This is a genomic window from Streptomyces synnematoformans (assembly GCF_039531005.1).
In the GTDB taxonomy this organism is placed as follows: Bacteria; Actinomycetota; Actinomycetes; order Streptomycetales; family Streptomycetaceae; genus Streptomyces; species Streptomyces synnematoformans.
The window spans coordinates 113229-137470 of record NZ_BAAAPF010000001.1 but is presented as its reverse complement, the minus strand read 5'-3'; the positions used below and the strand labels follow the sequence as shown (position 1 = coordinate 137470).

18 protein-coding genes, 2 tRNA genes and 3 pseudogenes are annotated in these 24242 nt (G+C 71.2%); 15 read left to right on the top strand and 8 right to left on the bottom strand.

The features are described from left to right. Together ABD317_RS00730 and ABD317_RS00725 are read right to left on the bottom strand one after the other, a co-directional pair. Positions 1-568: AfsR/SARP family transcriptional regulator (locus ABD317_RS00730; protein WP_425582235.1), on the bottom strand; the 568-nt coding region annotated here is incomplete at its 3' end. Positions 569-785: 217 nt separating this feature from the next. After that, positions 786-870 (bottom strand) — tRNA-Tyr (locus tag ABD317_RS00725). Positions 871-1053: 183 nt separating this feature from the next. Here ABD317_RS00725 and ABD317_RS00720 point away from each other — a divergent pair. Then, positions 1054-1542, top strand: a complete 489-nt coding sequence (locus ABD317_RS00720; RefSeq protein WP_344286685.1) for a YajQ family cyclic di-GMP-binding protein — start codon at positions 1054-1056, stop codon at positions 1540-1542. Between the two features lie 4 nt (positions 1543-1546). Here ABD317_RS00720 and ABD317_RS00715 read toward each other — a convergent pair whose 3' ends face one another. Both ABD317_RS00715 and ABD317_RS00710 read right to left on the bottom strand, forming a co-directional pair. Continuing rightward, entirely contained in the window at positions 1547-2191 is a 645-nt protein-coding gene (locus ABD317_RS00715; protein WP_344286684.1) for a response regulator, read from the bottom strand. After that, complete coding sequence (locus ABD317_RS00710; protein WP_344286682.1) at positions 2182-3342, bottom strand: sensor histidine kinase; 1161 nt, start codon at positions 3340-3342, stop codon at positions 2182-2184. Before ABD317_RS00710 ends, ABD317_RS00715 begins: the two co-directional genes overlap by 10 nt. A gap of 261 nt (positions 3343-3603) precedes the next feature. Between ABD317_RS00710 and ABD317_RS00705 the strand changes: the two genes are divergently transcribed. Together ABD317_RS00705 and ABD317_RS00700 are read left to right on the top strand one after the other, a co-directional pair. Next, the gene (locus ABD317_RS00705; protein ID WP_027754796.1) at positions 3604-4206 is read left to right on the top strand and encodes a VTT domain-containing protein; all 603 of its coding nucleotides are present in this window, start codon (positions 3604-3606) and stop codon (positions 4204-4206) included. A 67-nt stretch (positions 4207-4273) separates the two neighbouring features. Then, positions 4274-5329: a UDP-N-acetylmuramate dehydrogenase gene (locus ABD317_RS00700; protein WP_344286680.1), complete on the top strand. Its 1056-nt coding sequence runs from the start codon at positions 4274-4276 to the stop codon at positions 5327-5329. A 42-nt stretch (positions 5330-5371) separates the two neighbouring features. Here ABD317_RS00700 and ABD317_RS00695 read toward each other — a convergent pair. Both ABD317_RS00695 and ABD317_RS00690 read right to left on the bottom strand, forming a co-directional pair. Continuing rightward, a pseudogene (locus ABD317_RS00695) lies at positions 5372-5866 on the bottom strand (NAD(P)H-binding protein); the annotation flags it as partial. Positions 5867-6091: 225 nt separating this feature from the next. Continuing rightward, positions 6092-6220: pseudogene (locus ABD317_RS00690) on the bottom strand (NAD(P)H-binding protein); the annotation flags it as partial. A gap of 48 nt (positions 6221-6268) precedes the next feature. Here ABD317_RS00690 and ABD317_RS00685 point away from each other — a divergent pair. Beyond that, positions 6269-6922 (top strand): annotated as a pseudogene (locus ABD317_RS00685) (TetR/AcrR family transcriptional regulator); the annotation flags it as partial. Here the strand turns inward: ABD317_RS00685 and ABD317_RS00680 are convergent. Both ABD317_RS00680 and ABD317_RS00675 read right to left on the bottom strand, forming a co-directional pair. Continuing rightward, the gene (locus tag ABD317_RS00680; RefSeq protein ID WP_344286679.1) at positions 6814-7998 is read right to left on the bottom strand and encodes an adenosine deaminase; all 1185 of its coding nucleotides are present in this window, start codon (positions 7996-7998) and stop codon (positions 6814-6816) included. The pseudogene ABD317_RS00685 and the gene ABD317_RS00680 overlap by 109 nt on opposite strands. Positions 7999-8125: 127 nt before the next feature. Then, positions 8126-9361: a pyridoxal phosphate-dependent aminotransferase gene (locus tag ABD317_RS00675; RefSeq protein ID WP_344286677.1), complete on the bottom strand. Its 1236-nt coding sequence runs from the start codon at positions 9359-9361 to the stop codon at positions 8126-8128. A gap of 190 nt (positions 9362-9551) precedes the next feature. On the opposite strand from ABD317_RS00675, the gene ABD317_RS00670 reads away from it, so the two are divergent. The 11 genes from ABD317_RS00670 (at position 9552) to ABD317_RS00620 (ending at position 24040) form a co-directional block, all read left to right on the top strand. Continuing rightward, a tRNA-Trp gene (locus ABD317_RS00670) sits at positions 9552-9624 on the top strand. A gap of 104 nt (positions 9625-9728) precedes the next feature. Continuing rightward, complete coding sequence (secE, locus tag ABD317_RS00665; protein WP_027754790.1) at positions 9729-10001, top strand: preprotein translocase subunit SecE; 273 nt, start codon at positions 9729-9731, stop codon at positions 9999-10001. Between the two features lie 87 nt (positions 10002-10088). Beyond that, positions 10089-10973, top strand: a complete 885-nt coding sequence (nusG, locus tag ABD317_RS00660) for a transcription termination/antitermination protein NusG (protein ID WP_344286675.1) — start codon at positions 10089-10091, stop codon at positions 10971-10973. 181 nt (positions 10974-11154) lie between these two features. Continuing rightward, the gene (gene rplK / locus ABD317_RS00655) at positions 11155-11589 is read left to right on the top strand and encodes a 50S ribosomal protein L11 (protein WP_018834878.1); all 435 of its coding nucleotides are present in this window, start codon (positions 11155-11157) and stop codon (positions 11587-11589) included. Positions 11590-11683: 94 nt separating this feature from the next. Beyond that, positions 11684-12400: a 50S ribosomal protein L1 gene (gene rplA / locus ABD317_RS00650; protein ID WP_027754788.1), complete on the top strand. Its 717-nt coding sequence runs from the start codon at positions 11684-11686 to the stop codon at positions 12398-12400. A gap of 208 nt (positions 12401-12608) precedes the next feature. Then, complete coding sequence (locus tag ABD317_RS00645) at positions 12609-13529, top strand: SCO4651 family lipoprotein (RefSeq protein WP_344286672.1); 921 nt, start codon at positions 12609-12611, stop codon at positions 13527-13529. Positions 13530-13657: 128 nt separating this feature from the next. Further along, positions 13658-14584, top strand: a complete 927-nt coding sequence (locus tag ABD317_RS00640; RefSeq protein WP_425582234.1) for an SCO4651 family lipoprotein — start codon at positions 13658-13660, stop codon at positions 14582-14584. A 322-nt stretch (positions 14585-14906) separates the two neighbouring features. Next, positions 14907-15461 (top strand): 50S ribosomal protein L10, encoded by a 555-nt coding sequence (gene rplJ / locus ABD317_RS00635; protein WP_344286668.1) that lies wholly within the window; start codon positions 14907-14909, stop codon positions 15459-15461. 84 nt (positions 15462-15545) lie between these two features. Then, positions 15546-15935 (top strand): 50S ribosomal protein L7/L12, encoded by a 390-nt coding sequence (rplL, locus tag ABD317_RS00630; protein WP_344286666.1) that lies wholly within the window; start codon positions 15546-15548, stop codon positions 15933-15935. 593 nt (positions 15936-16528) lie between these two features. Continuing rightward, entirely contained in the window at positions 16529-20014 is a 3486-nt protein-coding gene (rpoB, locus tag ABD317_RS00625) for a DNA-directed RNA polymerase subunit beta (protein ID WP_344286664.1), read from the top strand. 84 nt (positions 20015-20098) lie between these two features. Further along, positions 20099-24040: a DNA-directed RNA polymerase subunit beta' gene (locus ABD317_RS00620; protein WP_344286662.1), complete on the top strand. Its 3942-nt coding sequence runs from the start codon at positions 20099-20101 to the stop codon at positions 24038-24040. The last annotated feature ends 202 nt before the right edge of the window (positions 24041-24242 follow it).

Here is a 24242-nt window from a genome sequence, read left to right as displayed (position 1 = left end):
TCCAGGGCGGCCAGGTCACCGTCCACGACCCCAAGGGCATGGACAACGCCCGCCGCCCCACCCGCGCGAGCGCCAGCGCCCGGGCCCGTACGAGATCGCCGTACAGCGGCGCCCGCGCGGCCCGCAACTCCGCCACCGGATCCCCCGGCACCGCCGCCGCCTCCGGCGCCGCGTCCCAGAACCCGAGCCCCTCCTCGGCGGCGGCCAGCGCCCCGGCGTGATCCCCGCCCCGCACGGCCCGCGCGCACTCCTCGGCACACCGCACCACCGCCGCGACGTCGACCTGCCCCGCCGCCAGCGCCAGCCGGTACCCGGTCGGCGTGCTGACGACGACGTCCGCCCCGACCTGGGCCCGCGCCCGGGACACCAGAATCCGCAGCGCGTTCGCCGGATCGGCGGGCAACCTGTCCCCCCAGAGCCCGTCCACGAGCCGCGCAACGCTGCACCCGCCCCGCAGTTCCCCCGCGAGCAGCGCCAGCAGCCCCCGCACCCGAGGCGCGGTGATCTCCCGCCCCCGAAAGGCGACCCGCGCCAGAAAGGTCAGCTCAACGTCGGCACCGGCACTCACGGCTTCCGACCGACCCCGCAGGGCACGGCCCCGGGGCCGCGCGCGCCGCCCTCGACGTGGTCGGTGCTGTCGATCACGGCCGCGGCTCCCTCCCAAGGAACAGGTGTCCGCGCAGCCTATAGCGACGGACCGGCCGACCGGCGCGCGTGCCCGGCGAGCGGGCACGCGAAAGGGCCCGTGACAAACGCTCGCGCTGGTGACGGGCCCCTTTTCGAGGTGGTGGCGGCGCCAGGATTCGAACCTGGGAAGGCTGAGCCGGCAGATTTACAGTCTGCTCCCTTTGGCCACTCGGGCACACCGCCAAGGGATGTCGCCCGGCCCGGCCGCTGGGGCTGCCCGGCAACGTCGTAAACCATACCCGATGGCCCGGGGTGGTCCGCCACTCGGTTGTGGGGCTCGTGGGCCGGGTGGGGTGACTAGGCTGGTCCACGGCCCCGGACCGGGGTGCGGTATCAGGGAACCAGTGCACGAGGAGCACACCGAAGATGGCCGACTCCAGTTTCGACATCGTCTCGAAGGTCGATCGGCAGGAGGTCGACAACGCGCTCAACCAGGCCGCCAAGGAGATCTCGCAGCGCTACGACTTCAAGGGCGTCGGCGCCGCCATCGCGTGGTCGGGGGAGCGGGTCGAGATCCGGGCCAACGCCGAGGAGCGGGCGAAGGCCGTGCTGGACATCTTCCAGTCCAAGCTGGTCAAGCGCGGGATCTCGCTGAAGGCTCTGGAGTCGGGGGAGCCGCAGGCGTCGGGGAAGGAGTACAAGCTGTACTCCACCGTCAAGGAGGGCATCTCCCAGGACGACGCCAAGAAGCTCGCGAAGATCATCCGCGACGAGGGGCCCAAGGGCGTCAAGGCGCAGGTGCAGGGGGACGAGCTGCGGGTGACGTCCAAGAGCCGGGACTCGCTGCAGGAGGTCATCTCCCTGATCAAGGAGAAGGATCTCAGCTTCGCGGTCCAGTTCGTCAACTACCGCTAGCCGGCTACGGGTCCAGGTAGCGCAGGATCGCCAGGACCCGGCGGCTGTAGCCCTCCGTGCCGGCCAGGTCGAGCTTGTCGAAGATGGCGTTCACGTGCTTCTCCACCGCGCTCTGCGACACGTGCAGCCGCGCCGCGATCGCCGCGTTGGTGTGGCCCTGCGCCATGCGGTCCAGGACCTCGCGTTCGCGGGCGGTCAGGCGGTCCAGTGGGTCCGTGCGGGTGCTGTGGGCCAGGAGGCGGCGGACGACCTCCGGGTCGAGGGCCGTGCCGCCCGCCGCCACCCGGTCCAGGGCGTCGAGGAACTCGTCGACCTGGACGACGCGGTCCTTCAGCAGGTAGCCGACGCCGCCCGTGCTGCCGGTGACCAGCTCCGCGGCGTAGCGCCGCTCCACGTACTGCGACAGCACCAGCACCCCCGTCTCCGGCCACCGTTCGCGGATCTCCAGCGCCGCGCGCAGCCCGTCGTCGGAGTGGCCCGGCGGCATGCGGACGTCGACGACCGCGACGTCCGGGGGGCCGGCGGCGACCGCGGCGACGAGGGCCGGGGCGTCGCCGACGGCGGCGGTGACGGTGTGGCCCTCGTCGGCGAGGAGGCGGGCCAGGCCCTCGCGGAGCAGCGTCGAGTCGTCGGCCAGCACTACGCGCACGGCAGCTCCGCGGTGACGGCGGTGGGCCCGCCGGGCGGGCTGGAGACGGTGAGCCGGCCGTCGAGGGCGGCGACGCGGCGGGCGAGGCCCAGCAGGCCGCCGCCCGCCGGGTTCGCGCCGCCCGTGCCGTCGTCCTCGATGCTCACGCGCGCCATCGTCGCATCCCGCGTCAGCCGTACGGTCACCAGCGTGGCGGACGAGTGCTTGATCGCGTTCGTGACGGCTTCGGAGACCGTGAAGTACGCGACCGTACGGACCGCCTCCGGCAGCGGCTCGGCGAGCGCGTAGTCGATGCGTACGGGCAGCTCCGCGCGCTCCGCCAGGGCCTCCAGCGCCTCCCGCAGCCCCGCGTCGTCCAGCGCCGCCGGGTAGACGCGCCAGGCGACTTCGCGCAGGTCGGTGAGCGTCAGCTGCGCCTGCTCGTGGGCCTGCCGGAGCAGCTCCTCCGACTTCGCCGGGTCGGCCGCCGCGGTGCGGCGGGCGCGGCCGAGGAGCATGCCGAGGACGACGAGGCGCTGCTGCACGCCGTCGTGGAGGTCGCGTTCGATGCGGCGGCGTTCGTCGTGCACGGCGGCGACGACGCCGGCGCGGGTGGCGGAGAGTTCGCCGATGCGGCGCTGCAGCAGGTCGGCGGGGCTGGGGCCGAGGAAGCGGTGGGCCAGGTGGTTGTCGAGGGCGGCGACCCCGTCCACGCCCTGGACCGACAGGAAGAGCAGGAAGAGCCCGGCGAGGGCGGAACCGGTGATCACGGCCGGGTTGGCGTCCCGCGCGACGAACCAGACCCACAGCAGCGTCGAGCCGTACAGCGCGCCGATCAGCGCGCTCAGCAGCACCGCGCCGCCGAGGACGCCGACGGCCCAGCGGAGGGCGAGGTACCGCAGCGAGCGCGGGCCGACGGGGGGCGGGGCGAGTTCGCTGCCGTAGAAGTACGTCATGCGCGTGCGCTCGACGGCGGCGAGGCGGGCGGCGGCCGCGTACGGGGGGCGGGTCGCGCGCGGGGCGCCGCCGCCGGGGGCCTGCCGGGGCCAGGGCCAGGTGGCGAGGAGCCACAGGCCGCACAGCGCGACGAGGGGCAGCTCGACGAGGGCGGTGAGGCCGCCGGTGAGGACCCCGGCCGCGGTACGCAGGCGGCGGAGCAGGATCGGGCGCATGATGCGGTCACGCTAACCGCGGGCGGGGGAGGGGCGCACTGCGGCTTTCCGCAGGGTGCGGGTGGGGTCTGGCGCCCGCTCGCGCGCCGCGGGAGCCGGGGCGTGCGGCCGGGCACAGGCCCGGGGTGCGGTTTTCCGTACGGACTCGGATGGGACCCCGGATTCCGGTTGTCACACCGGCCCCGTACCGTCATCGGCATGATCGGAATCGCTGCGGGAGAAGCGCCCAGCGGTGGCGTCGCGGGGTGGGCCGCCGGCCTCATGGAGGATCTCGGGGCGCCCGGGGCCGGACTGGCCATCGCCCTGGAGAACCTGTTCCCGCCGCTGCCCAGCGAGGTCATCCTCCCCCTCGCGGGCTTCACGGCGAACCAGGGCGGGCTGAACCTGGCCGCGGTCCTCGTCTGGACCACCCTCGGCTCCGTCGTGGGCGCCCTCGCGCTGTACTGGGTCGGCGCGCTCCTCGGCCGCGACCGGACGGTCGCGCTGGCGGCGCGGCTGCCGCTGCTGAAGGTGCGCGACATCGAGCGCACGGAGGCGTGGTTCGCCCGGCACGGCACGAAGGCGGTGTTCTTCGGCCGCATGATCCCGATCTTCCGCAGCCTCATATCCGTGCCCGCGGGCGTCGAACGGATGCCGGTGCCCGTCTTCCTGGGCCTCACGGCCGCGGGCAGCGCCCTGTGGAACACGGTGTTCGTGCTCGCGGGGTACGGGCTGGGCTCGCGCTGGCACGAGATCAGCGACCTCGTCGGCGTGTACTCGAAGGTGGTGCTGGGGGTCGTGGCCCTGGCGGTGGTGGTGTTCCTGACGGTACGGGCCGTCGCCGCCGGCCGCGGGCGGCACCGGGCGCCGCGGCGGGGCGCGTAGCCGCCCGGGCGGGGCGGTACGGGCACGTGCGCGCTGCCCTGCGGGCGCGGCCCGTAACCTTGGCCCCGTGCAGGTACGCCACAACGCCCCGCTCGCCCCGCTGACCACCTTCCGCCTCGGCGGACCGGCCGCCCGGCTCGTCACCGCCACCACCGACGCCGAGGTGGTCGACGCCGTGCGCGCGGCCGACGCCGCCGGGACCCCGCTGCTGATCGTCGGCGGCGGCAGCAACCTCGTCGTCGCCGACGCCGGCTTCCCCGGCACCGCCCTGCGCATCGCCACCACCGGCTTCACCCTCGACGGCACCACCCTCGAACTGGCCGCCGGCGAGAACTGGTCCGACGCCGTCACGCGCACCGTCGACGCCGGCCTCGCCGGCGTCGAGTGCCTCGCCGGCATCCCCGGCTCGGCCGGCGCGACGCCGATCCAGAACGTCGGCGCGTACGGGCAGGAGGTCGCGGAGACGATCACCGAGGTCGTCGCGTACGACCGCACCGCCGGCGAGACCGTCACCGTCCCCGGCGCCGACTGCGGCTTCTCGTACCGCCACAGCCGCTTCAAGGCCGACCCCGGCCGCTTCGTGGTCCTGCGCGTCCGCTTCCGCCTCGCCGACGCGGGCGGGCTGTCCGCGCCCCTCCGGTACGCGGAGACGGCGCGCATGCTCGGCGTCGCGACCGGCGAGCGGGTGCCGGCCGCCCAGGCGCGCGACGTCGTGCTGAAGTTGCGCGCCGGCAAGGGCATGGTGCTCGACCCGGAGGACCACGACACGTGGTCGGCCGGCTCGTTCTTCACCAACCCCGTCCTCGACGAGCCGGCCCACGCCGCATTCCGCGCCCGCGTCGCCCGCCGCCTCGGCCCGGACGTGCACCCGCCGGCGTTCCCGGCGGGGGAGGGGCTGACGAAGACGTCGGCGGCGTGGCTCATCGACCGCGCCGGCTTCACCCGCGGCTACGGCACGGGCCCGGCCCGCATCTCCGGCAAGCACACCCTGGCCCTGACGAACCGCGGCTCGGCGACCACGGCGGACCTGCTCGCGCTCGCCCGCGAGGTGCGCGACGGGGTGCGCGACGCGTTCGGCGTCACGCTGGTCAACGAGCCGGTGACGGTCGGCGTGAGCCTGTGACGCCGTAAGCGCGGACTCCCGCGGTGCGCACGGTGCGCACCGTCACCCCCGCGCCGACCCCAGCCCCACCGTCTGCCCCCGCACCGCCGGGTCGTCGAGCAGGTCGAGCACCGCGCGGGCCAGGTCCGCGCGGGCCAGGGTGCCGGTACCGGGGACGTTGCCGCCGACGCGGCGCCGGTAGCGCCCCTTGCCGCGCCGGTTCGTCAACTTGCCCGGCCGCAGCACCGTCCAGTCCAGCCCGCTGTGCGCCAGCTCCGACTCCATGGCGGCGGCTTCCGCGTACACGTCCTTGAACACCGTCCGCAGCACCGGCGACACCGCCCGCCCCAGCACCCCCTCGTCCGGCGGCAGCGGCCCGACCGGCGCCGTGCTGACGACGAGCAGCCGCCGTACGCCCGCCGCTCGCGCGGCCCGTACCAGCGCGTGCGCCGCCGCGCCGAGGCGGCCCGGGGGGCGGGCGCTGCTCGACAGGCCGGGGCAGAACAGCAGCGCGTCGCGGCCCCGGACGACGGGGCCGAGGGCGAGGGGGTCCGTCACGTCCGCGACGGTCGCCAGCGCTAACCGCACGCGCCCGTCCTCGGCCGTCCCCCACCGCTCGCCGCCCGCGGCGCTCTTCGCGCCGTGCTCGCTCCCGCGGCCCGTCCCGCCCGCCGCGCCGGTCCCGGCGCCGGCCTCGGCGCCGACTCTGGCACCTTCACCCGCACCCGCACCGGCGCCGACACCCGCGCCGACGCCCGCACCGGCATCCGCGTCCGCCCCGCCCGGCGGCCGCCGGTCCGGCGGGTGCGTGCCCTTGCGCACCACCGCCGTGACCTCGTGCCCGGCGGCCAGCGCCTGCCGGACCACCTCCCGCCCGGTGCCACCGGACGCGCCGAAGACCGTGAGCTTCATCGTGTCCCTCCCCGTGAGTGGGCACCCACTCACTGCTAGGGTGAGCGAATGCCCACCCCGCCGTCAAGACCGGCCCCGGAGCGCATCGTGGACGCCGCAGAGCGCCTCGTGCGCACCGCCGGGTTCGTGCACGCGACCACCAAGGAGATCGCGCGCGAGGCGGGCTGCTCCGAGGCGCTGCTCTACAAGCACTTCGTCAACAAGGAGGAGATCTTCCTCCGCGTCCTCTTCGAGCGGCTGCCGCGCCTCGGCGCGCTGCTCACCGAGCTGGCCGACGACCCGGGCGAGCGCAGCGTCGAGGAGTGCCTGCGGGCCGTCGCCCGGAAGGCCGCGGACTTCTACGAGGAGATGCTGCCCATGGTGGGCGCGCTGCTGGTCGAGCCGGGGCTGCTGACGCGGTTCGCCGAAGGGCTCGCCGCGGTCGGGCGCAAGGGGCCCTACGAGGCGGGTGACGCGCTCGCGGACTACCTGGTGCGGGAGCGGCGGCGCGGCCGCATCCGGGCCGACGCGGACCCCCGGGCCGCGGCGGTGCTGCTGCTGGGCGCGTGCTTCCAGCGGGCGTTCTTCGTGGCGTTCGGCGGGCCGGCGGCGGCTCAGCCGGCGGACGACTTCGCCGCGGCGGTGTCCCATACGGTCTGGGCCGCGGTCTCCCCGCCGCCCGCGGACTCCCCGCTCCCGGCAGGCTCCCCGCCGCCCGCGGAGCCCTCGCCCCCCTCCGCCTGACGGTCGCCGCCGCCGGCCGGCGCCCCCGCCAGCCAGTCGTCCACGCCCGCCAGCAGCCGCCGCCGCACGTCGTCCGGCGCCACCGACGCCCGTACCGACTGCCGGGCCAGCTCCGCCAGCTCCTCGTCCGTGAACCCGTGGTACGTGCGCGCCAGCTCGTACTGCGCCGCCAGCCGCGACCCGAACAGCAGCGGGTCGTCCGCGCCCAGCGCCATCGGCACCCCCGCGTCCCACAGCGCCCGCAGCGGCACGTCATCCGGCCGCTCGTACACCCCCAGCGCGACGTTCGACGACGGGCACACCTCGCAGGTCACCCCCGACGCCGCCAGCCGCGCCAGCAGCCGCGGGTCCTCGGCGGCGCGGATGCCGTGCCCGATGCGGCGCGCGTCCAGGTCGTCCAGGCAGTCCCGGACGCTCGCCGGCCCGGCCAGCTCGCCGCCGTGCGGGGCGGCCAGCAGGCCGCCGCCGCGGGCGATGGCGAAGGCGCGGTCGAAGTCGCGGGCGAAGCCGCGGCGCTCGTCGTTGGAGAGACCGAAGCCGACGACGCCGCGGCCGGCGTAGCGCACGGCGAGGCGGGCGAGGGTGCGGGCGTCGAGCGGGTGCTTCATACGGTTGGCGGCGACCAGCACGCGCATCCCCAGGCCGGTGTCCCGGGCGGTGGTCTCCACCGCGTCGAGGATGATCTCCAGCGCCGGGATCAGCCCGCCCAGGCGCGGCGCGTACGAGGTGGGGTCGACCTGGATCTCCAGCCACCCCGAGCCGTCCGCGAGGTCCTCCTCGGCCGCCTCGCGCACCAGCCGCTGGATGTCCTCGGGCGAGCGCAGGCAGGAGCGGGCGAGGTCGTACAGCCGCTGGAAGCGGAACCAGCCGCGCTCGTCGGTCGCGCGCAGCCTGGGCGGCTCGCCGCCGCTCAGCGCCTCGGGCAGGTGGACGCCGTACTTGGCGGCCAGCTCGATCAGCGTGCCGGAGCGCATGGAGCCGGTGAAGTGCAGGTGCAGGTGCGCCTTGGGCAGGCGGCGGACGTCTCGGGCGGCGGGGCGGTGCTCGTGCTCCATGGAGAGATCTTGCCGTATCGGCGGGCCCGGGCGACACCGGCACCTACGTACGAGGGCTTGCCCGGACGGCTGTCCGGGCAAGCATGGCCATGATCATTCAATTGTGTACCGACACACACTTGAAGGCTTACCGCGCCTCCGCCAGCAGCTTCTGCATCCGCGAGACGCCCTCGACCAGGTCCTCGTCCCCCAGCGCGTACGACAGCCGCAGATACCCCGGCGTCCCGAACGCCTCGCCCGGCACCACGGCCACCTCGGCCTCCTCCAGGATCACCTCGGCCAGCGCCACCGAGTCCGCCGGGCGCCGTCCGCGGATCTCCTTACCGAGAAGCCCCTTCACCGACGGGTACGCGTAGAACGCCCCCTCCGGCTCCGGGCACTCCACGCCGTCGATCTCGTTCAGCATCCGCACGATCGTCCGGCGCCGCCGGTCGAACGCCTCGCGCATCTTCGCCACCGCGTCCAGGTCGCCGGAGACGGCCGCCAGCGCGGCGGCCTGCGCGACGTTGGAGACGTTCGACGTGGCGTGCGACTGCAGGTTCGTTGCCGCCTTGACCAGGTCCTTCGGGCCGACGACCCAGCCGACCCGCCAGCCGGTCATCGCGTAGGTCTTCGCCACGCCGTTGACCACGACGCACTTGTCGCGCAGCTCCGGCACGACCACCGGCAGCGAGTGGAACTCGGCGGTGCCGTACACCAGGTGCTCGTAGATCTCGTCCGTCAGCACCCACAGCCCGTGCTCGGCGGCCCAGCGGCCGATCGCCTCGACCTGCTCGCGGGGGTAGACCGCGCCGGTCGGGTTGGACGGGGAGACGAACAGCAGCACCTTCGTGCGCGGGGTGCGCGCGGCCTCCAGCTGCTCGACGGACACCCGGTAGCCGGTGGTCTCGTCGGCGACGACGTCGACGGGCACGCCGCCGGCCAGCCGGATCGACTCGGGGTAGGTGGTCCAGTACGGCGTGGGGACGATGACCTCGTCGCCCGGGTCGAGCAGGGCGGCGAACGACTCGTAGATCGCCTGCTTGCCGCCGTTGGTGACGAGCACCTGGGCCGGCTCCACCTCGTAGCCCGAGTCGCGCGCGGTCTTCGCGGCGATGGCGGCCTTCAGCTCGGGCAGCCCGCCGGCCGGCGTGTAGCGGTGGTACGTCGGGTTGGTGCACGCTGCGATCGCGGCCTCGACGACGTAGTCGGGCGTCTGGAAGTCGGGCTCGCCGGCGCCGAAGCCGATCACCGGGCGGCCGGCTGCCTTGAGGGCCTTGGCCTTGGCGTCCACGGCGAGCGTCGCGGACTCCGAGATAGCGCCGACCCGGGCCGACACCCGGCGTTCGGTCGGGGACTGGGGTGCGGAGTTTGCAGCGGTCATGGCGCCCATCGTTCCAGACGGGCGGGTGGCGCGGCACACGGGTTGCACGGCTCGTACGCGGGGCGCGCGGCGTACTCGTTCGACGGCGGGGCGTGAAACCCGTACACTCATGCACCGTGCCAGCCCCGGCGCAGATCCTGCACGCGCTCGTGTAGTCCCTGCGGGAATGCGTTAGGTTGGGATGACACAAAGGGTCGTAGCTCAATTGGAAGAGCACTGGTCTCCAAAACCAGCGGTTGGGGGTTCAAGTCCCTCCGGCCCTGCTACGCGCATCTCCTCAGGGGGTGCGTACGCAGTTCACAGCAGCACCGCCGTGCGGCTCCACCCGGCGCGGCAGGCCAACGAACCGGGATCCAGGTGAGGACGAGTGACGGAAGCTCCCACCGCGACGCCTGACCGCCCCGAAGGCGACGCGCGACCCGCTCGCCGCGGCGGCAAGCGCGGCCGGAAGGGCCCGTTCGCCCGCCTGGCGCTCTTCTACCGCCAGATCGTCGCGGAGCTGCGTAAGGTCGTCTGGCCGACGCGGAACCAGCTCACCACGTACACGACCGTCGTGATCATCTTCGTGGTGGTCATGATCGGCATCGTGACGGTGATCGACTTCGGGTTCACCGAACTCATGGACTTTGTCTTCGCCTGACCGATTCGCGTACGCCGCCACGTAAGGTACGTAAGGTAGGCGACTGCATGTGCACATCCCCATTTGAGCCAGGAAGAAGCAGCTACCGTGTCTGACCCGAACCTGAACGACGCAGTCGCGACCGATGAGGTTGCCGGCGCTGCGCAGGCAGAGCCTGCCGCGGGTGCCCCTGCCGAGCAGGTGGAGGAGGCCGGAGCGGCCGCGGAGACCGGGCTTGAGGACGCGGCGGACGCCGCCGACGACGTCGCAGTGGACGCCGAGTCCGCCGAGGACGCCGAGGCGGCGGCGGACGACGAGGCCGCCGGGGACGAGCAGCCCGACGAGGCCGAGGACGGCGAAGCCGGCGAGGCCGTCGACCCCGTCGAGGCGCTCCGCCAGGACCTGCGCGGCCTGCCCGGCGAGTGGTACGTGATCCACACCTACGCGGGCTACGAGAAGCGGGTCAAGGCCAACCTCGAACAGCGCGCGGTCTCCCTGAACGTCGAGGACTTCATCTACCAGGCCGAGGTGCCCGAGGAAGAGGTCGTCCAGATCAAGAACGGCGAGCGCAGGAACGTCCGGCAGAACAAGCTCCCGGGCTACGTCCTGGTGCGGATGGACCTGACGAACGAGTCCTGGGGCGTCGTGCGCAACACCCCGGGCGTCACCGGCTTCGTCGGCAACGCCTACGACCCGTACCCGCTGACGCTCGACGAGATCGTCCGCATGCTCGCCCCGGAGGCCGAGGAGAAGGCCGCCCGCGAGGCCGCGGAGGCCGAGGGCAAGCCGACGCCGTCCCGCAAGGTCGAGGTGCAGGTGCTCGACTTCGCCGTGGGCGACTCGGTCACCGTCACCGACGGCCCGTTCGCGACGCTGCAGGCGACCATCAACGAGATCAACGCCGACTCGAAGAAGGTCAAGGGCCTGGTGGAGATCTTCGGCCGGGAGACCCCGGTCGAGCTGAGCTTCGACCAGATCCAGAAGAACGACTGAGGGCGCACCGCCCGCCTCGTACGCTTCCGACCAGGTCAGACGGCTTTGCAGCCGCTCTGACCTGCTCGGTTTCAGGACCCGCACCCGATACGGCTATCGTGGTGCGGTATGCCTCCGTCCGGACGGTCGGCCGGATCGCCGGATCGAGGCGCAAACCTCTCATTCAAGGACCCGGAGAGACATGCCTCCCAAGAAGAAGAAGGTCACGGGGCTGATCAAGCTCCAGATCCAGGCCGGTGCCGCGAACCCGGCCCCGCCGGTCGGCCCCGCGCTGGGCCAGCACGGCGTGAACATCATGGAGTTCTGCAAGGCCTACAACGCCGCCACCGAGTCGCAGCGCGGCTGGGTGATCCCGGTGGAGATCACGGTCTACGAGGACCGTTCGTTCACCTTCATCACCAAGACGCCGCCGGCCGCGAAGATGATCCTCAAGGCCGCGGGCGTGGAGAAGGGCTCCGGCGAGCCGCACAAGACCAAGGTCGCGAAGATCACCCGCGACCAGGTCCGCGAGATCGCCACCACCAAGATGGCCGACCTCAACGCCAACGACCTGGACGCCGCCGAGAAGATCATCGCCGGCACCGCCCGCTCCATGGGCGTCACGGTCGAGGGCTGAGCGCCCCCCGGGGGCCAGCGGCACCCGCACCACCCTGTGGCAGGGCCATGCGCCGGCCCGGACCACGACTCCGTACCGACACACAGGAGCAGCAGTGAAGCGCAGCAAGGCACTCCGCGGCAACGACGCCAAGGTCGACCGCACGCGGCAGTACGCACCCCTTGAGGCCGTCCGCCTCGCCAAGGAGACGTCCACGACGAAGTTCGACGGCACCGTCGAGGTCGCCATGCGCCTGGGCATCGACCCGCGCAAGGCCGACCAGATGGTCCGCGGCACCGTGAACCTCCCGCACGGCACCGGCAAGACCGCCCGGGTCCTGGTCTTCGCGACCGGTGACCGTGCAGCGGCCGCGGAGGCCGCGGGCGCCGACATCGTCGGCGCCGACGAGCTGATCGAGGAGGTGCAGAAGGGCCGCCTCGACTTCGACGCGGTCGTCGCCACCCCGGACCTCATGGGCAAGGTCGGCCGCCTCGGCCGGGTCCTCGGCCCGCGCGGTCTGATGCCGAACCCGAAGACCGGCACGGTCACGCCCGACGTGGCGAAGGCCGTCACCGAGATCAAGGGCGGCAAGATCGAGTTCCGCACCGACAAGCACTCCAACCTGCACTTCATCATCGGCAAGACGTCGTTCGACGAGCGGCAGCTGGTGGAGAACTACAGCGCGGCGCTGGAGGAGGTGCTGCGGCTCAAGCCGTCGGCCGCCAAGGGCCGTTACATCAAGAAGACCACCATCACCACGACGATGGGCCCCGGCGTCCCGGTGGACCCCGCGCGGGTGCGGAACCTGATGTCGGAGGAGCCCGCGGTCTGAGCCGCGATCGGCAGCCGGCGGGCGGCAGTTGACGGTGCCGGACGGGCGCCGCTGTTCGACAGAATCGCTTCGACTGTCACGACCAGGCAACGGGTCGGATCCGGAACGCCCATAGGGAACCGGGTCCGGCCCGTTTCTCGTGTTCACTGGCCGTACGGGCAGAACACCTGCCCGGCGAACGACTGACCACGAGGGGGCGGGGATTCCCATGCACACGACCGTGAAGCGCGCAGGTGTCTCGCTGGGAGCGGCGCTGCTGCTCGCATTCGCGGCGGCCTGCGGGAGCGACTCCGGCAACGGTGACGGCGGTTCCGGCACCGGCGGCACCAGCACTGACGGCGGCAGCGGCACCGAAGGCGGCAGCGGCGGCAGCGGGGCCGTACGCGGCGCGCTGGCCGCGCTGCAGGCGATCGACGAGAAGACCGCGGGCGCGGAGTCGTCGAAGTTCGAGAGCACCATGGTCATGGGCGACGCGATGACCACGGAGAACGAGGGCGAACTCAACTGGGCGGACGGCGCGGTCGGCACCGCCACCGTCAAGTACACCGACGGCCAGATGGCCTCCTCGATCAAGCTGATGGACGACGACGGCACGCTGGAGGCCCGCTACCTGCCCGACGCCTACTACGCCGGCGTCGAGGGCCAGTTCCAGACCCAGTACCCGGGCAAGAACTGGATCCGCTACGACTACGACGAGATGGCGCGGCTCATGGGCCCCTCCGGGGAGTACATGAAGGACCAGATGCAGAACAGCACCCCGGGCCAGGCCGTGAAGCTGCTGCTGGCCTCCGAGGACGTCGAGGAGGTCGGCCAGGAGGAGGTGCGCGGCGTCCAGACCACGCACTACTCCGGCACCGTGGACGTCGCCGAACTGGCCCGCGCGTCGTCCAAGACGATGAGCGAGCAGGAGCTGTCGGACCTGGAGGACCAGTTGGAGGCGTCCGGCGTCACCACGCAGACCGTCGACATCTGGGTGGACGAGAACGACCTGATGATCAAGCGTGAGGAGGCCGGGGAGATGACGGGCGGCGAGTTCAGCTCCATCGTCTACTACTCGGACTACGGCACCGAGGTCGAGGTCGAGGAGCCCGCGGCGGCGGAGAGCATCGACTTCACCCAGATCCAGTAGCAGTTGCCCGATCCGCTCAGCGCCTCCGGCGCGGTTCACGGTGTCCCGGCCCGGCCGTCGCCGCGTCCGCCGGAGGCACTAGCGTGTGCTGTTCCATATGCCGGGGCACGTGCGCCCGGAGGGAAAGGATGACGATGCGTTCGACGTTCGTACGGGGCGGCGCCGCGCTCGGCGCGGCAGCCCTCGCCCTGACCGCCTTCACGGCCTGCTCCGACGACGACGGGGGAGACGGCAAGGCGGCCGGCAAGAAGGGCGGGAACGCCGGTCAGCCGGTCGACGTCACGCCCGCCGCCGCCGTCCGCAAGGCCACGGACAACGCGGAGGAGCTGACCTCCGTCGAGTACCGGATGAGCGGTGAGGCCCCCGGCGAGGGCACCATGGAGGGCACCGGGGCGATCAGCATGGACCCGCCCGCCATGCAGATGAAGATGACGGTGGACGGGGCGTCCCCCGACGAGAGCGGCGTGGTGGAGATACGCCTCGTCGACGACGCGATGTACATGAACGCCGGCGAAGAGGCCGCCGCCGAGATGGACGGCAAGACCTGGCTCAAGATCGGCATGTCCGAGGCGGAGGCGGACGGCGGCGAGAACCCGCTGCTGGAGCTGGAGCAGGCGGACGAGAACCCCGCCGAGGACGCCCAGATGATGACGGCGGCCGAGGACCTGGAGAGGGTCGGCGAGGAGAAGGTCGAGGGGGTGGACACCACCCACTACACCGGCACGGTCACCCTCGACGCCCTCCGCGCGGACCTGAAGGACGAGGACGCGGAGACGAAGAAGAAGCGCGGCGAGAAGATCGACGAGATGGCGGAGCAGGGCGTCGACGAGTTGACCATGGACATGTGGATCGACGGCGAGGATCACACCAAGCAGTTCCGCATGCGGGCCGACACGAAGGAGGGGCCGCTGGACACCACCATGACCTTCCTCAGCTACAACGAGCCCGTCACGGTGAAGGCCCCGCCGGCGTCCGAGACGCTGGACATGAGCGGCATGATGGAGGACGTCGAAGCCACCCCCGAGGCCGTCGAGAGCCCCGGGAACGGCGCGTAGCGCCGGAGTCCGCGTCGCGTACGTCCGTGAGACCGGGCCGTCTCCCCGGGGCGATTTGCCCGTGGGACGGCCCGGGCCGTATCGTTCCTCTTCGTAGCCAAAGACCGCTGGCCGTCGCCGTGCACCCGCAAGGGGCGCGGTGGCCGAAGGTTCCGCGTATGCCGCGGACGGCCCGCGCAGGTGACGAGGAAGACCCTCCCGCCGGGCCCCGTGCCCGTTCGGTCGAGTCACGCCCCGCGCGCCTGCGCCGGGGCGTTTGTCGTGTGCGAGGGCCTCGTGCATCCGAAGGGCGGTCCCATCACCCGGAAGGAGGCTGAGGCTCATGGCGACGCCGGACAAGGTCGACGCCGTTAAGGAGATCACGGACAAGCTCCGTAACTCCCACGCGGCCGTCGTGACCGCGTACACCGGACTGAGCGTGGCGCAGCTGAAGGAGCTGCGCCGTTCTCTCGGCGAGAACGCGCAGTACCGAGTGGTGAAGAACACGCTGACCAAGATCGCGGCGAAGGAGGCGGGGCTCGACGAGCTGGACGAGCACCTCCAGGGCTCGACCGCGGTGGCCTTCGTGACCGGTGACCCGGTCGAGGCGGCCAAGGGGCTGCGTGACTTCGCCAAGACCAACCCCGCGCTCGTGATCAAGGGTGGCGTCCTCGACGGCAAGACCCTGAGCGCCGCGGAGATCAACCAGCTCGCGGACCTTGAGTCCCGCGAGGTGCTGCTCGCCAAGCTGGCCGGTGGCATGAAGGCGTCCATGGCGAAGGCCGCGGCGACCTTCCAGGCCCCGCTGTCGAAGTTCGTCCGCACCGCGGACGCGCTGCGCGACAAGGTCGAGCAGGGCGGTGCCGGTACGCCGGCTCCCGCCGACGCCGCGGAGTAGCCGTGGCTCAGCGGGCCGCGAACGCCCGCCGCTTCATGCATCAGCACAACCGGCACCAGCCGACTTAGTGGAAGGACCGCCACCATGGCGAAGCTCAGCCAGGACGACCTGCTCGCACAGTTCGAAGAGATGACCCTCATCGAGCTGTCCGACTTCGTCAAGAAGTTCGAGGAGAAGTTCGACGTCGAGGCCGCCGCCCCGGCCGCCGTCGTCGCCGCCGGTCCGGGCGTCCCGGGCGCCCCGGCCGACGCCGAGCCGGAGCAGGACGAGTTCGACGTCGTCCTCACCGGTGCCGGCGACAAGAAGATCCAGGTCATCAAGGTCGTGCGCGAGCTGACCTCGCTCGGCCTGAAGGAGGCCAAGGAGCTGGTCGACGGCACGCCGAAGGCGGTTCTGGAGAAGGTCAACAAGGAGGCCGCGGACAAGGCCAAGGAGTCCCTTGAGGGCGCCGGCGCCTCCGTCGAGGTCAAGTGACCCCGTCCCGGCCGGCCGGGGCGCGCTGAGCCCAGTCGGCCGGGTCTGACGGCTGCTGCCGAGGGCGATCATCCAAACGGGTGGTCGCCCTCGCTGCGTTGCCGGGCCGTCCGCCCGGAGGGCTTGCCCCGCGGGCGCCGGCGGGTATGGTGATCTTCACCGGCCGGGGCGCGCCGACATGATCTCCCTGGGGCAGGGGGGCCTTGACGAACGGCCAGCGGCGCGCGATTCTCAGGTCGTCACATCGGTCCGTACTCCGAGGCATGGATCGGTGACGGAGTGGGAATGGCTTCAAGCGCGAAGGCATCCGGTACTCGGCATAACTTCAGGGGAGGCCCCACGCGAGGCGGGCGCTCCCCAGGCAGGGAGAGATCGAAGATTTGCTGGTCTCCAGCCTCCGCTGGACATCAGTGTGGCGAGTCGCTACACTGACCCTTTGCGCTGCCTGTTAACTGCCCCCTGTCCGTCACCAGGGGTCTGTCCAGAGCCCGTACGATCTTGAGAGATACGCTTTGACCTGGGCGTCTCTTCTCCCGTCTGGGTTCTGGGACCGGTACGCGCGTAGTGAGTCCGAGCCCTCGGAAGGACCCCTCTTGGCCGCCTCGCGCACCGCCTCGACCGCTAGTACGAACAACGGCGCCAGCACCGCCCCGCTGCGCATCTCTTTCGCGAAGATCAAGGAGCCCCTCGAGGTTCCGAACCTTCTTGCGCTCCAGACCGAGAGCTTTGACTGGCTGCTCGGCAACGACGCGTGGAAGGCTCGTGTCGAGGAGGCCCTGGACCACGGACAGGACGTCCCCACGAAGTCCGGCCTGGAGGAGATCTTCGAGGAGATCTCCCCGATCGAGGACTTCTCCGGGTCGATGTCGCTGACCTTCCGCGACCACCGCTTCGAGCCCCCGAAGAACTCCATCGACGAGTGCAAGGAGCGCGACTTCACGTACGCCGCGCCGCTCTTCGTCACCGCCGAGTTCACCAACAACGAGACCGGCGAGATCAAGTCCCAGACGGTCTTCATGGGCGACTTCCCGCTCATGACCGACAAGGGCACCTTCGTGATCAACGGCACCGAGCGTGTCGTGGTCTCGCAGCTCGTCCGGTCCCCGGGCGTCTACTTCGACTCCTCCATCGACAAGACCTCCGACAAGGACATCTTCTCCGTCAAGGTCATCCCCTCCCGGGGCGCCTGGCTGGAGATGGAGATCGACAAGCGCGACATGGTCGGCGTCCGCATCGACCGCAAGCGCAAGCAGTCGGTCACCGTGCTGCTCAAGGCGCTCGGCTGGACGAACGAGCAGATCCTTGAGGAGTTCGGCGAGTACGAGTCCATGCGCGCCACCCTGGAGAAGGACCACACCCAGGGGCAGGACGACGCGCTGCTCGACATCTACCGCAAGCTGCGCCCGGGCGAGCCGCCGACCAAGGAGGCCGCGCAGACGCTGCTGGAGAACCTCTACTTCAACCCCAAGCGCTACGACCTCGCCAAGGTCGGCCGCTACAAGATCAACAAGAAGCTGGGCGCCGCCGCGCCGCTCGACTCGGGCACGCTGACCGTCGAGGACATCATCGCCTCGATCAAGTACCTGGTGCAGCTGCACGCCGGCGAGATCGAGACCGTCGGGGACAACGGCCAGGCCGTCGTCGTCGAGACCGACGACATCGACCACTTCGGCAACCGCCGTATCCGCAACGTCGGCGAGCTGATCCAGAACCAGGTGCGCACGGGCCTCGCCCGCATGGAGCGCGTCGTGCGCGAGCGCATGACGACCCAGGACGTCGAGGCGATCACGCCGCAGACCCTGATCAACATCCGGCCGGTCGTCGCCTCCATCAAGGAGTTCTTCGGCACCAGCCAGCTGTCGCAGTTCATGGACCAGACGAACCCGCTGTCGGGCCTGACCCACAAGCGCCGGCTCAACGCGCTCGGCCCCGGCGGTCTGTCCCGTGAGCGGGCCGGCTTCGAGGTCCGCGACGTGCACCCGTCGCACTACGGCCGCATGTGCCCGATCGAGACGCCGGAAGGCCCGAACATCGGCCTCATCGGCTCGCTCGCCTCGTACGGCCGGGTCAACGCGTTCGGCTTCATCGAGACCCCGTACCGCAAGGTCGTCGACGGCGTCGTCACCGACGACGTGGACTACCTGACGGCCGACGAGGAGGACCGCTTCGTCATCGCGCAGGCCAACGCGCCGCTGACGAACGACCTGCACTTCGCCGAGAACCGGGTCCTGGTCCGCCGCCGCGGCGGCGAGGTCGACTACATCCCCGGCGACGACGTCGACTACATGGACGTCTCGCCGCGCCAGATGGTGTCGGTCGCCACCGCGATGATCCCGTTCCTGGAGCACGACGACGCCAACCGGGCCCTCATGGGCTCCAACATGATGCGCCAGGCCGTGCCGCTGATCCGGGCCGAGGCCCCGCTCGTCGGCACCGGCATGGAGTACCGCTGCGCGGTCGACGCCGGCGACGTCATCAAGGCCGAGAAGGACGGCGTGGTCCAGGAGGTCTCCGCGGACTACGTCACCGTCGCCAACGACGACGGCACCTACACCACGTACCGCGTCAACAAGTTCCACCGCTCCAACCAGGGCACCTCCTTCAACCAGAAGGTGCTCGTGGACGAGGGCGCCCGCGTCATCGAGGGCCAGGTGCTCGCCGACGGCCCCTCGACCGACGAGGGCGAGATGGCGCTCGGCAAGAACCTCCTGGTGGCGTTCATGCCGTGGGAGGGCCACAACTACGAGGACGCCATCATCCTCAGCCAGCGCCTCGTACAGGACGACGTCCTGTCCTCGATCCACATCGAGGAGCACGAGGTCGACGCCCGCGACACCAAGCTGGGCCCCGAGGAGATCACCCGGGACATCCCGAACGTCTCCGAGGAGGTCCTCGCCGACCTCGACGAGCGCGGCATCATCCGCATCGGCGCCGAGGTCGTCGCCGGCGACATCCTGGTCGGCAAGGTCACGCCCAAGGGCGAGACCGAGCTGACCCCGGAGGAGCGGCTGCTGCGCGCGATCTTCGGCGAGAAGGCCCGCGAGGTCCGCGACACGTCGCTGAAGGTGCCGCACGGCGAGACCGGCCGCGTCATCGGCGTCCGCGTCTTCGACCGCGAGGAGGGCGACGAGCTGCCGCCCGGCGTGAACCAGCTCGTCCGCGTCTACGTGGCCCAGAAGCGTAAGATCACCGACGGCGACAAGCTCGCCGGCCGGCACGGCAACAAGGGCGTCATCGCCAAGATCCTGCCGATCGAGGACATGCCGTTCATGGCGGACGGCACCCCGGTCGACATCATCCTCAACCCGCTCGGCGTGCCCTCCCGGATGAACCCCGGTCAGGTCCTGGAGATCCACCTGGGCTGGCTCGCCGCCCAGGGCTGGGACGTCTCCGGCATCCGCGAGGAGTGGGCCGAGCGGCTGCAGGGCATCGGCGCCGACCAGGTCGAGTCCGGCACGAACGTCGCGACGCCCGTCTTCGACGGCGCCCGCGAGGACGAGCTGGCCGGTCTGATCCAGAACACCCTGCCCAACCGCGACGGCGACCGCATGGTGCAGCCGTCCGGCAAGGCGCTGCTGTTCGACGGGCGCTCCGGCGAGCCGTTCCCGGACCCGATCTCCGTCGGGTACATGTACATCCTCAAGCTGCACCACCTCGTGGACGACAAGCTCCACGCCCGGTCCACCGGCCCGTACTCGATGATCACCCAGCAGCCGCTGGGCGGTAAGGCGCAGTTCGGCGGCCAGCGGTTCGGCGAGATGGAGGTGTGGGCCCTGGAGGCGTACGGCGCCGCCTACGCGCTGCAGGAACTGCTCACCATCAAGTCGGACGACGTCACCGGCCGCGTGAAGGTCTACGAGGCCATCGTCAAGGGCGAGAACATCCCCGAGCCGGGCATCCCCGAGTCCTTCAAGGTGCTCATCAAGGAGATGCAGTCGCTGTGCCTGAACGTGGAGGTCCTCTCCTCCGACGGCATGTCCATCGAGATGCGCGACACGGACGAGGACGTCTTCCGTGCCGCCGAAGAGCTTGGCATCGACCTGTCCCGGCGTGAGCCGAGCAGCGTCGAAGAGGTCTGACGGGTCCCGGCTCCCCCTCGGGGAGCCGGCCCCCGCGACCCCGATCAGACCATTGACACACGACCCTGAGAGGGATTGACGAGAGTGCTCGACGTCAACTTCTTCGACGAGCTGCGGATCGGCCTGGCGACCGCGGACGACATCCGGACCTGGTCGCACGGCGAGGTCAAGAAGCCCGAGACCATCAACTACCGCACCCTCAAGCCCGAGAAGGACGGCCTCTTCTGCGAGAAGATCTTCGGCCCCACCCGGGACTGGGAGTGCTACTGCGGCAAGTACAAGCGCGTCCGCTTCAAGGGCATCATCTGTGAGCGCTGCGGCGTCGAGGTGACCCGCGCCAAGGTGCGCCGGGAGCGGATGGGCCACATCGAGCTGGCCGCGCCCGTCACGCACATCTGGTACTTCAAGGGTGTCCCGTCGCGCCTGGGCTACCTGCTCGACCTGGCTCCGAAGGACCTGGAGAAGGTCATCTACTTCGCCGCCTACATGATCACGTGGGTGGACGACGAGCGCCGCCAGCGCGACCTGTCGTCGCTGGAGGCGCAGATCGCCGTCGAGCGCCAGCAGGTCGAGCAGCGCCGCGACGGCGACCTGGAGGCCCGGGCCAAGAAGCAGGAGGCCGACCTGGCCGAGCTGGAGGCCGAGGGCGCCAAGGCCGACGTGCGCCGCAAGGTGCGCGAGGGCGGCGAGCGCGAGATGAAGCAGCTCCGCGACCGGGCCCAGCGCGAGCTGGACCGCCTGGACGAGGTGTGGAACCGGTTCAAGAACCTCAAGGTCCAGGACCTGGAGGGCGACGAGCTGCTCTACCGCGAGCTGCGCGACCGCTTCGGCACGTACTTCCAGGGCGGCATGGGCGCCGCGGCGCTGCAGAAGCGCCTGGAGTCCTTCGACCTGGACGAGGAGGCGGAGAAGCTCCGCGAGATCATCCGCACCGGCAAGGGCCAGAAGAAGACCCGCGCCCTGAAGCGGCTGAAGGTCGTCTCCGCGTTCCAGAACACCCGCAACAGCCCCAACGGCATGGTGCTGGACTGCGTCCCGGTGATCCCGCCGGACCTGCGTCCGATGGTGCAGCTGGACGGCGGCCGCTTCGCGACCTCCGACCTGAACGACCTGTACCGCCGCGTCATCAACCGCAACAACCGGCTGAAGCGGCTGCTCGACCTCGGCGCGCCCGAGATCATCGTCAACAACGAGAAGCGCATGCTGCAGGAGGCCGTCGACGCGCTGTTCGACAACGGCCGCCGCGGCCGGCCGGTGACCGGCCCGGGCAACCGCCCGCTGAAGTCGCTCTCCGACATGCTCAAGGGCAAGCAGGGCCGGTTCCGCCAGAACCTGCTCGGCAAGCGCGTCGACTACTCGGCCCGCTCCGTCATCGTCGTCGGCCCGCAGCTGAAGCTGCACCAGTGCGGCCTGCCCAAGGCCATGGCGCTGGAGCTGTTCAAGCCGTTCGTGATGAAGCGCCTGGTGGACCTGAACCACGCGCAGAACATCAAGAGCGCCAAGCGGATGGTCGAGCGCGGCCGCACGGTCGTGTACGACGTGCTGGAAGAGGTCATCGCCGAGCACCCGGTGCTGCTGAACCGGGCGCCGACGCTGCACCGCCTCGGCATCCAGGCCTTCGAGCCGCAGCTGGTCGAGGGCAAGGCCATCCAGATCCACCCGCTGGTCTGCACCGCGTTCAACGCGGACTTCGACGGCGACCAGATGGCCGTGCACCTGCCGCTGTCCGCGGAGGCGCAGGCCGAGGCCCGCATCCTCATGCTGTCCTCGAACAACATCCTCAAGCCGGCCGACGGCCGGCCGGTCACCATGCCCACCCAGGACATGGTGCTCGGGCTGTTCTTCCTCACCACCGACGAGATCGAGGGCGAGAAGAAGGGCGAGGGCCGCTCGTTCGCCTCGGTCGCCGAGGCGATCATGGCCTTCGACGCCGGCGAGCTGTCCCTCCAGGCGAACGTGGACATCCGCTTCCCGGTCGGCTCCGTGCCGCCGCGCGGCTGGACGCCGCCGGTGCCGGAGGCGCAACAGGACGACAGCGTCGGGGCAGGGGCCGCCGGGGCGGGCACCGACCTGGACTGGCAGCCGGGCGACCCGTTCCGCCTGCGCACCACGCTGGGCCGCGCGCTCTTCAACGAACTGCTGCCCGAGGACTACCCGTTCATCCACTACACCGTGGGCAAGAAGCAGCTCTCCGAGATCGTCAACGACCTCGCCGAGCGCTACCCGAAGGTCCTCGTCGCGCAGACCCTCGACAACCTGAAGTCCGCGGGCTTCTACTGGGCCACCCACTCCGGCGTCACCATCGCCATCTCGGACGTCGTCGTCCCGGAGGCGAAGAAGGAGATCATCGCCGGGTACGAGGCCCAGGACGAGAAGGTCCAGAAGCAGTACGAGCGCGGCCTGATCACCAAGGACGAGCGCACCCAGGAACTCATCGCGATCTGGACCAAGGCGACCAACGAGGTCGCCGAGGCCATGAACGAGAACTTCCCGAAGACCAACCCGATCTTCATGATGGTCAACTCGGGTGCGCGCGGAAACATGATGCAGATGCGCCAGATCGCGGGCATGCGCGGCCTGGTGTCCAACGCCAAGAACGAGACCATCCCGCGGCCGATCAAGTCCTCGTTCCGCGAGGGCCTGTCCGTGCTGGAGTACTTCATCTCCACGCACGGCGCCCGCAAGGGTCTCGCCGATACCGCGCTGCGCACCGCCGACTCCGGGTACCTGACCCGGCGTCTGGTGGACGTCTCGCAGGACGTGATCATCCGCGAGGAGGACTGCGGCACCGACCGCGGTCTGAAGCTGGCGATCGCGTCGACCGGCGCCGACGGCGTGCTCCGCAAGGAGGAGGACGTCGAGACCTCGGTGTACGCGCGCTGCCTCGCCGAGGACATCGTCGTCGACGGCAAGGTGCTGGCCCCCGCCGGCACCGACCTGGGCGACGTGCTCATCGACGAGCTGATCCGCCACGGCGTGGCGACGGTCAAGACCCGCTCGGTGCTCACCTGCGAGTCCGCCGTCGGCACCTGCGCCATGTGCTACGGCCGCTCGCTGGCCACCGGCAAGCTGGTGGACATCGGCGAGGCCGTGGGCATCATCGCCGCCCAGTCCATCGGCGAGCCCGGCACTCAGCTGACGATGCGCACCTTCCACACCGGCGGTGTGGCGGGTGAGGACATCACCCAGGGTCTGCCGCGTGTCGTCGAGCTGTTCGAGGCCCGTACGCCCAAGGGCGTGGCGCCGATCTCGGAGGCCGCGGGCCGGGTGCGGATCGAGGAGACGGAGAAGACCAGGAAGGTCGTCGTCACCCCCGACGACGGCTCCGACGAGGTCGCGTACGGCGTGTCCAAGCGCGCCCGGCTCACCGCCGGCGAGGGCGACCGCGTCGAGGTCGGCCAGAAGCTGACCGTGGGTACGGAGAACCCGCACGACGTGCTGCGCATCCTCGGCCAGCGGGCCGTGCAGGTCCACCTGGTCGGCGAGGTGCAGAAGGTCTACAACAGCCAGGGCGTGTCCATCCACGACAAGCACATCGAGATCATCATCCGGCAGATGCTGCGCCGGGTGACGATCATCGAGTCCGGTGACGCGGAGCTGCTGCCGGGCGAGCTGGTCGAGCGCTCGAAGTTCGAGCACGAGAACCGCCGCGTGGTGGCCGAGGGCGGCCAGCCGGCCTCCGGCCGGCCGCAGCTGATGGGCATCACGAAGGCGTCGCTGGCCACCGAGTCGTGGCTGTCGGCGGCGTCGTTCCAGGAGACGACCCGGGTGCTGACCGACGCGGCGATCAACGCCAAGTCGGACTCCCTGATCGGCCTCAAGGAGAACGTGATCATCGGCAAGCTGATCCCGGCCGGTACGGGCCTCTCCCGCTACCGCAACATCCGGGTGGAGCCCACCGAGGAGGCCAAGGCCGCGATGTACTCGACCGTCGGCTACGACGACATCGACTACTCGCCCTTCGGTACCGGCTCCGGCCAGGCGGTCCCGCTGGAGGACTACGACTACGGCCCGTACAACCAGTAACGCGGGCTGCGGCACCGTACGGACCGCAGGGCGGCTCTCCCCCGGGGGAGCCGCCCTGCGGCGTTCCCAGGGGCGGCCGGGGCCCGCCGTGCGGGGTCCCACGGGCCGGGCGTGCCGTCCCGGGTGCCCGGGGGACGTCCGGGGGGTGCGGCGTACCGCACGGGTCTACGATGAAACCGCGTGTGAACCGGACACGGTGGTG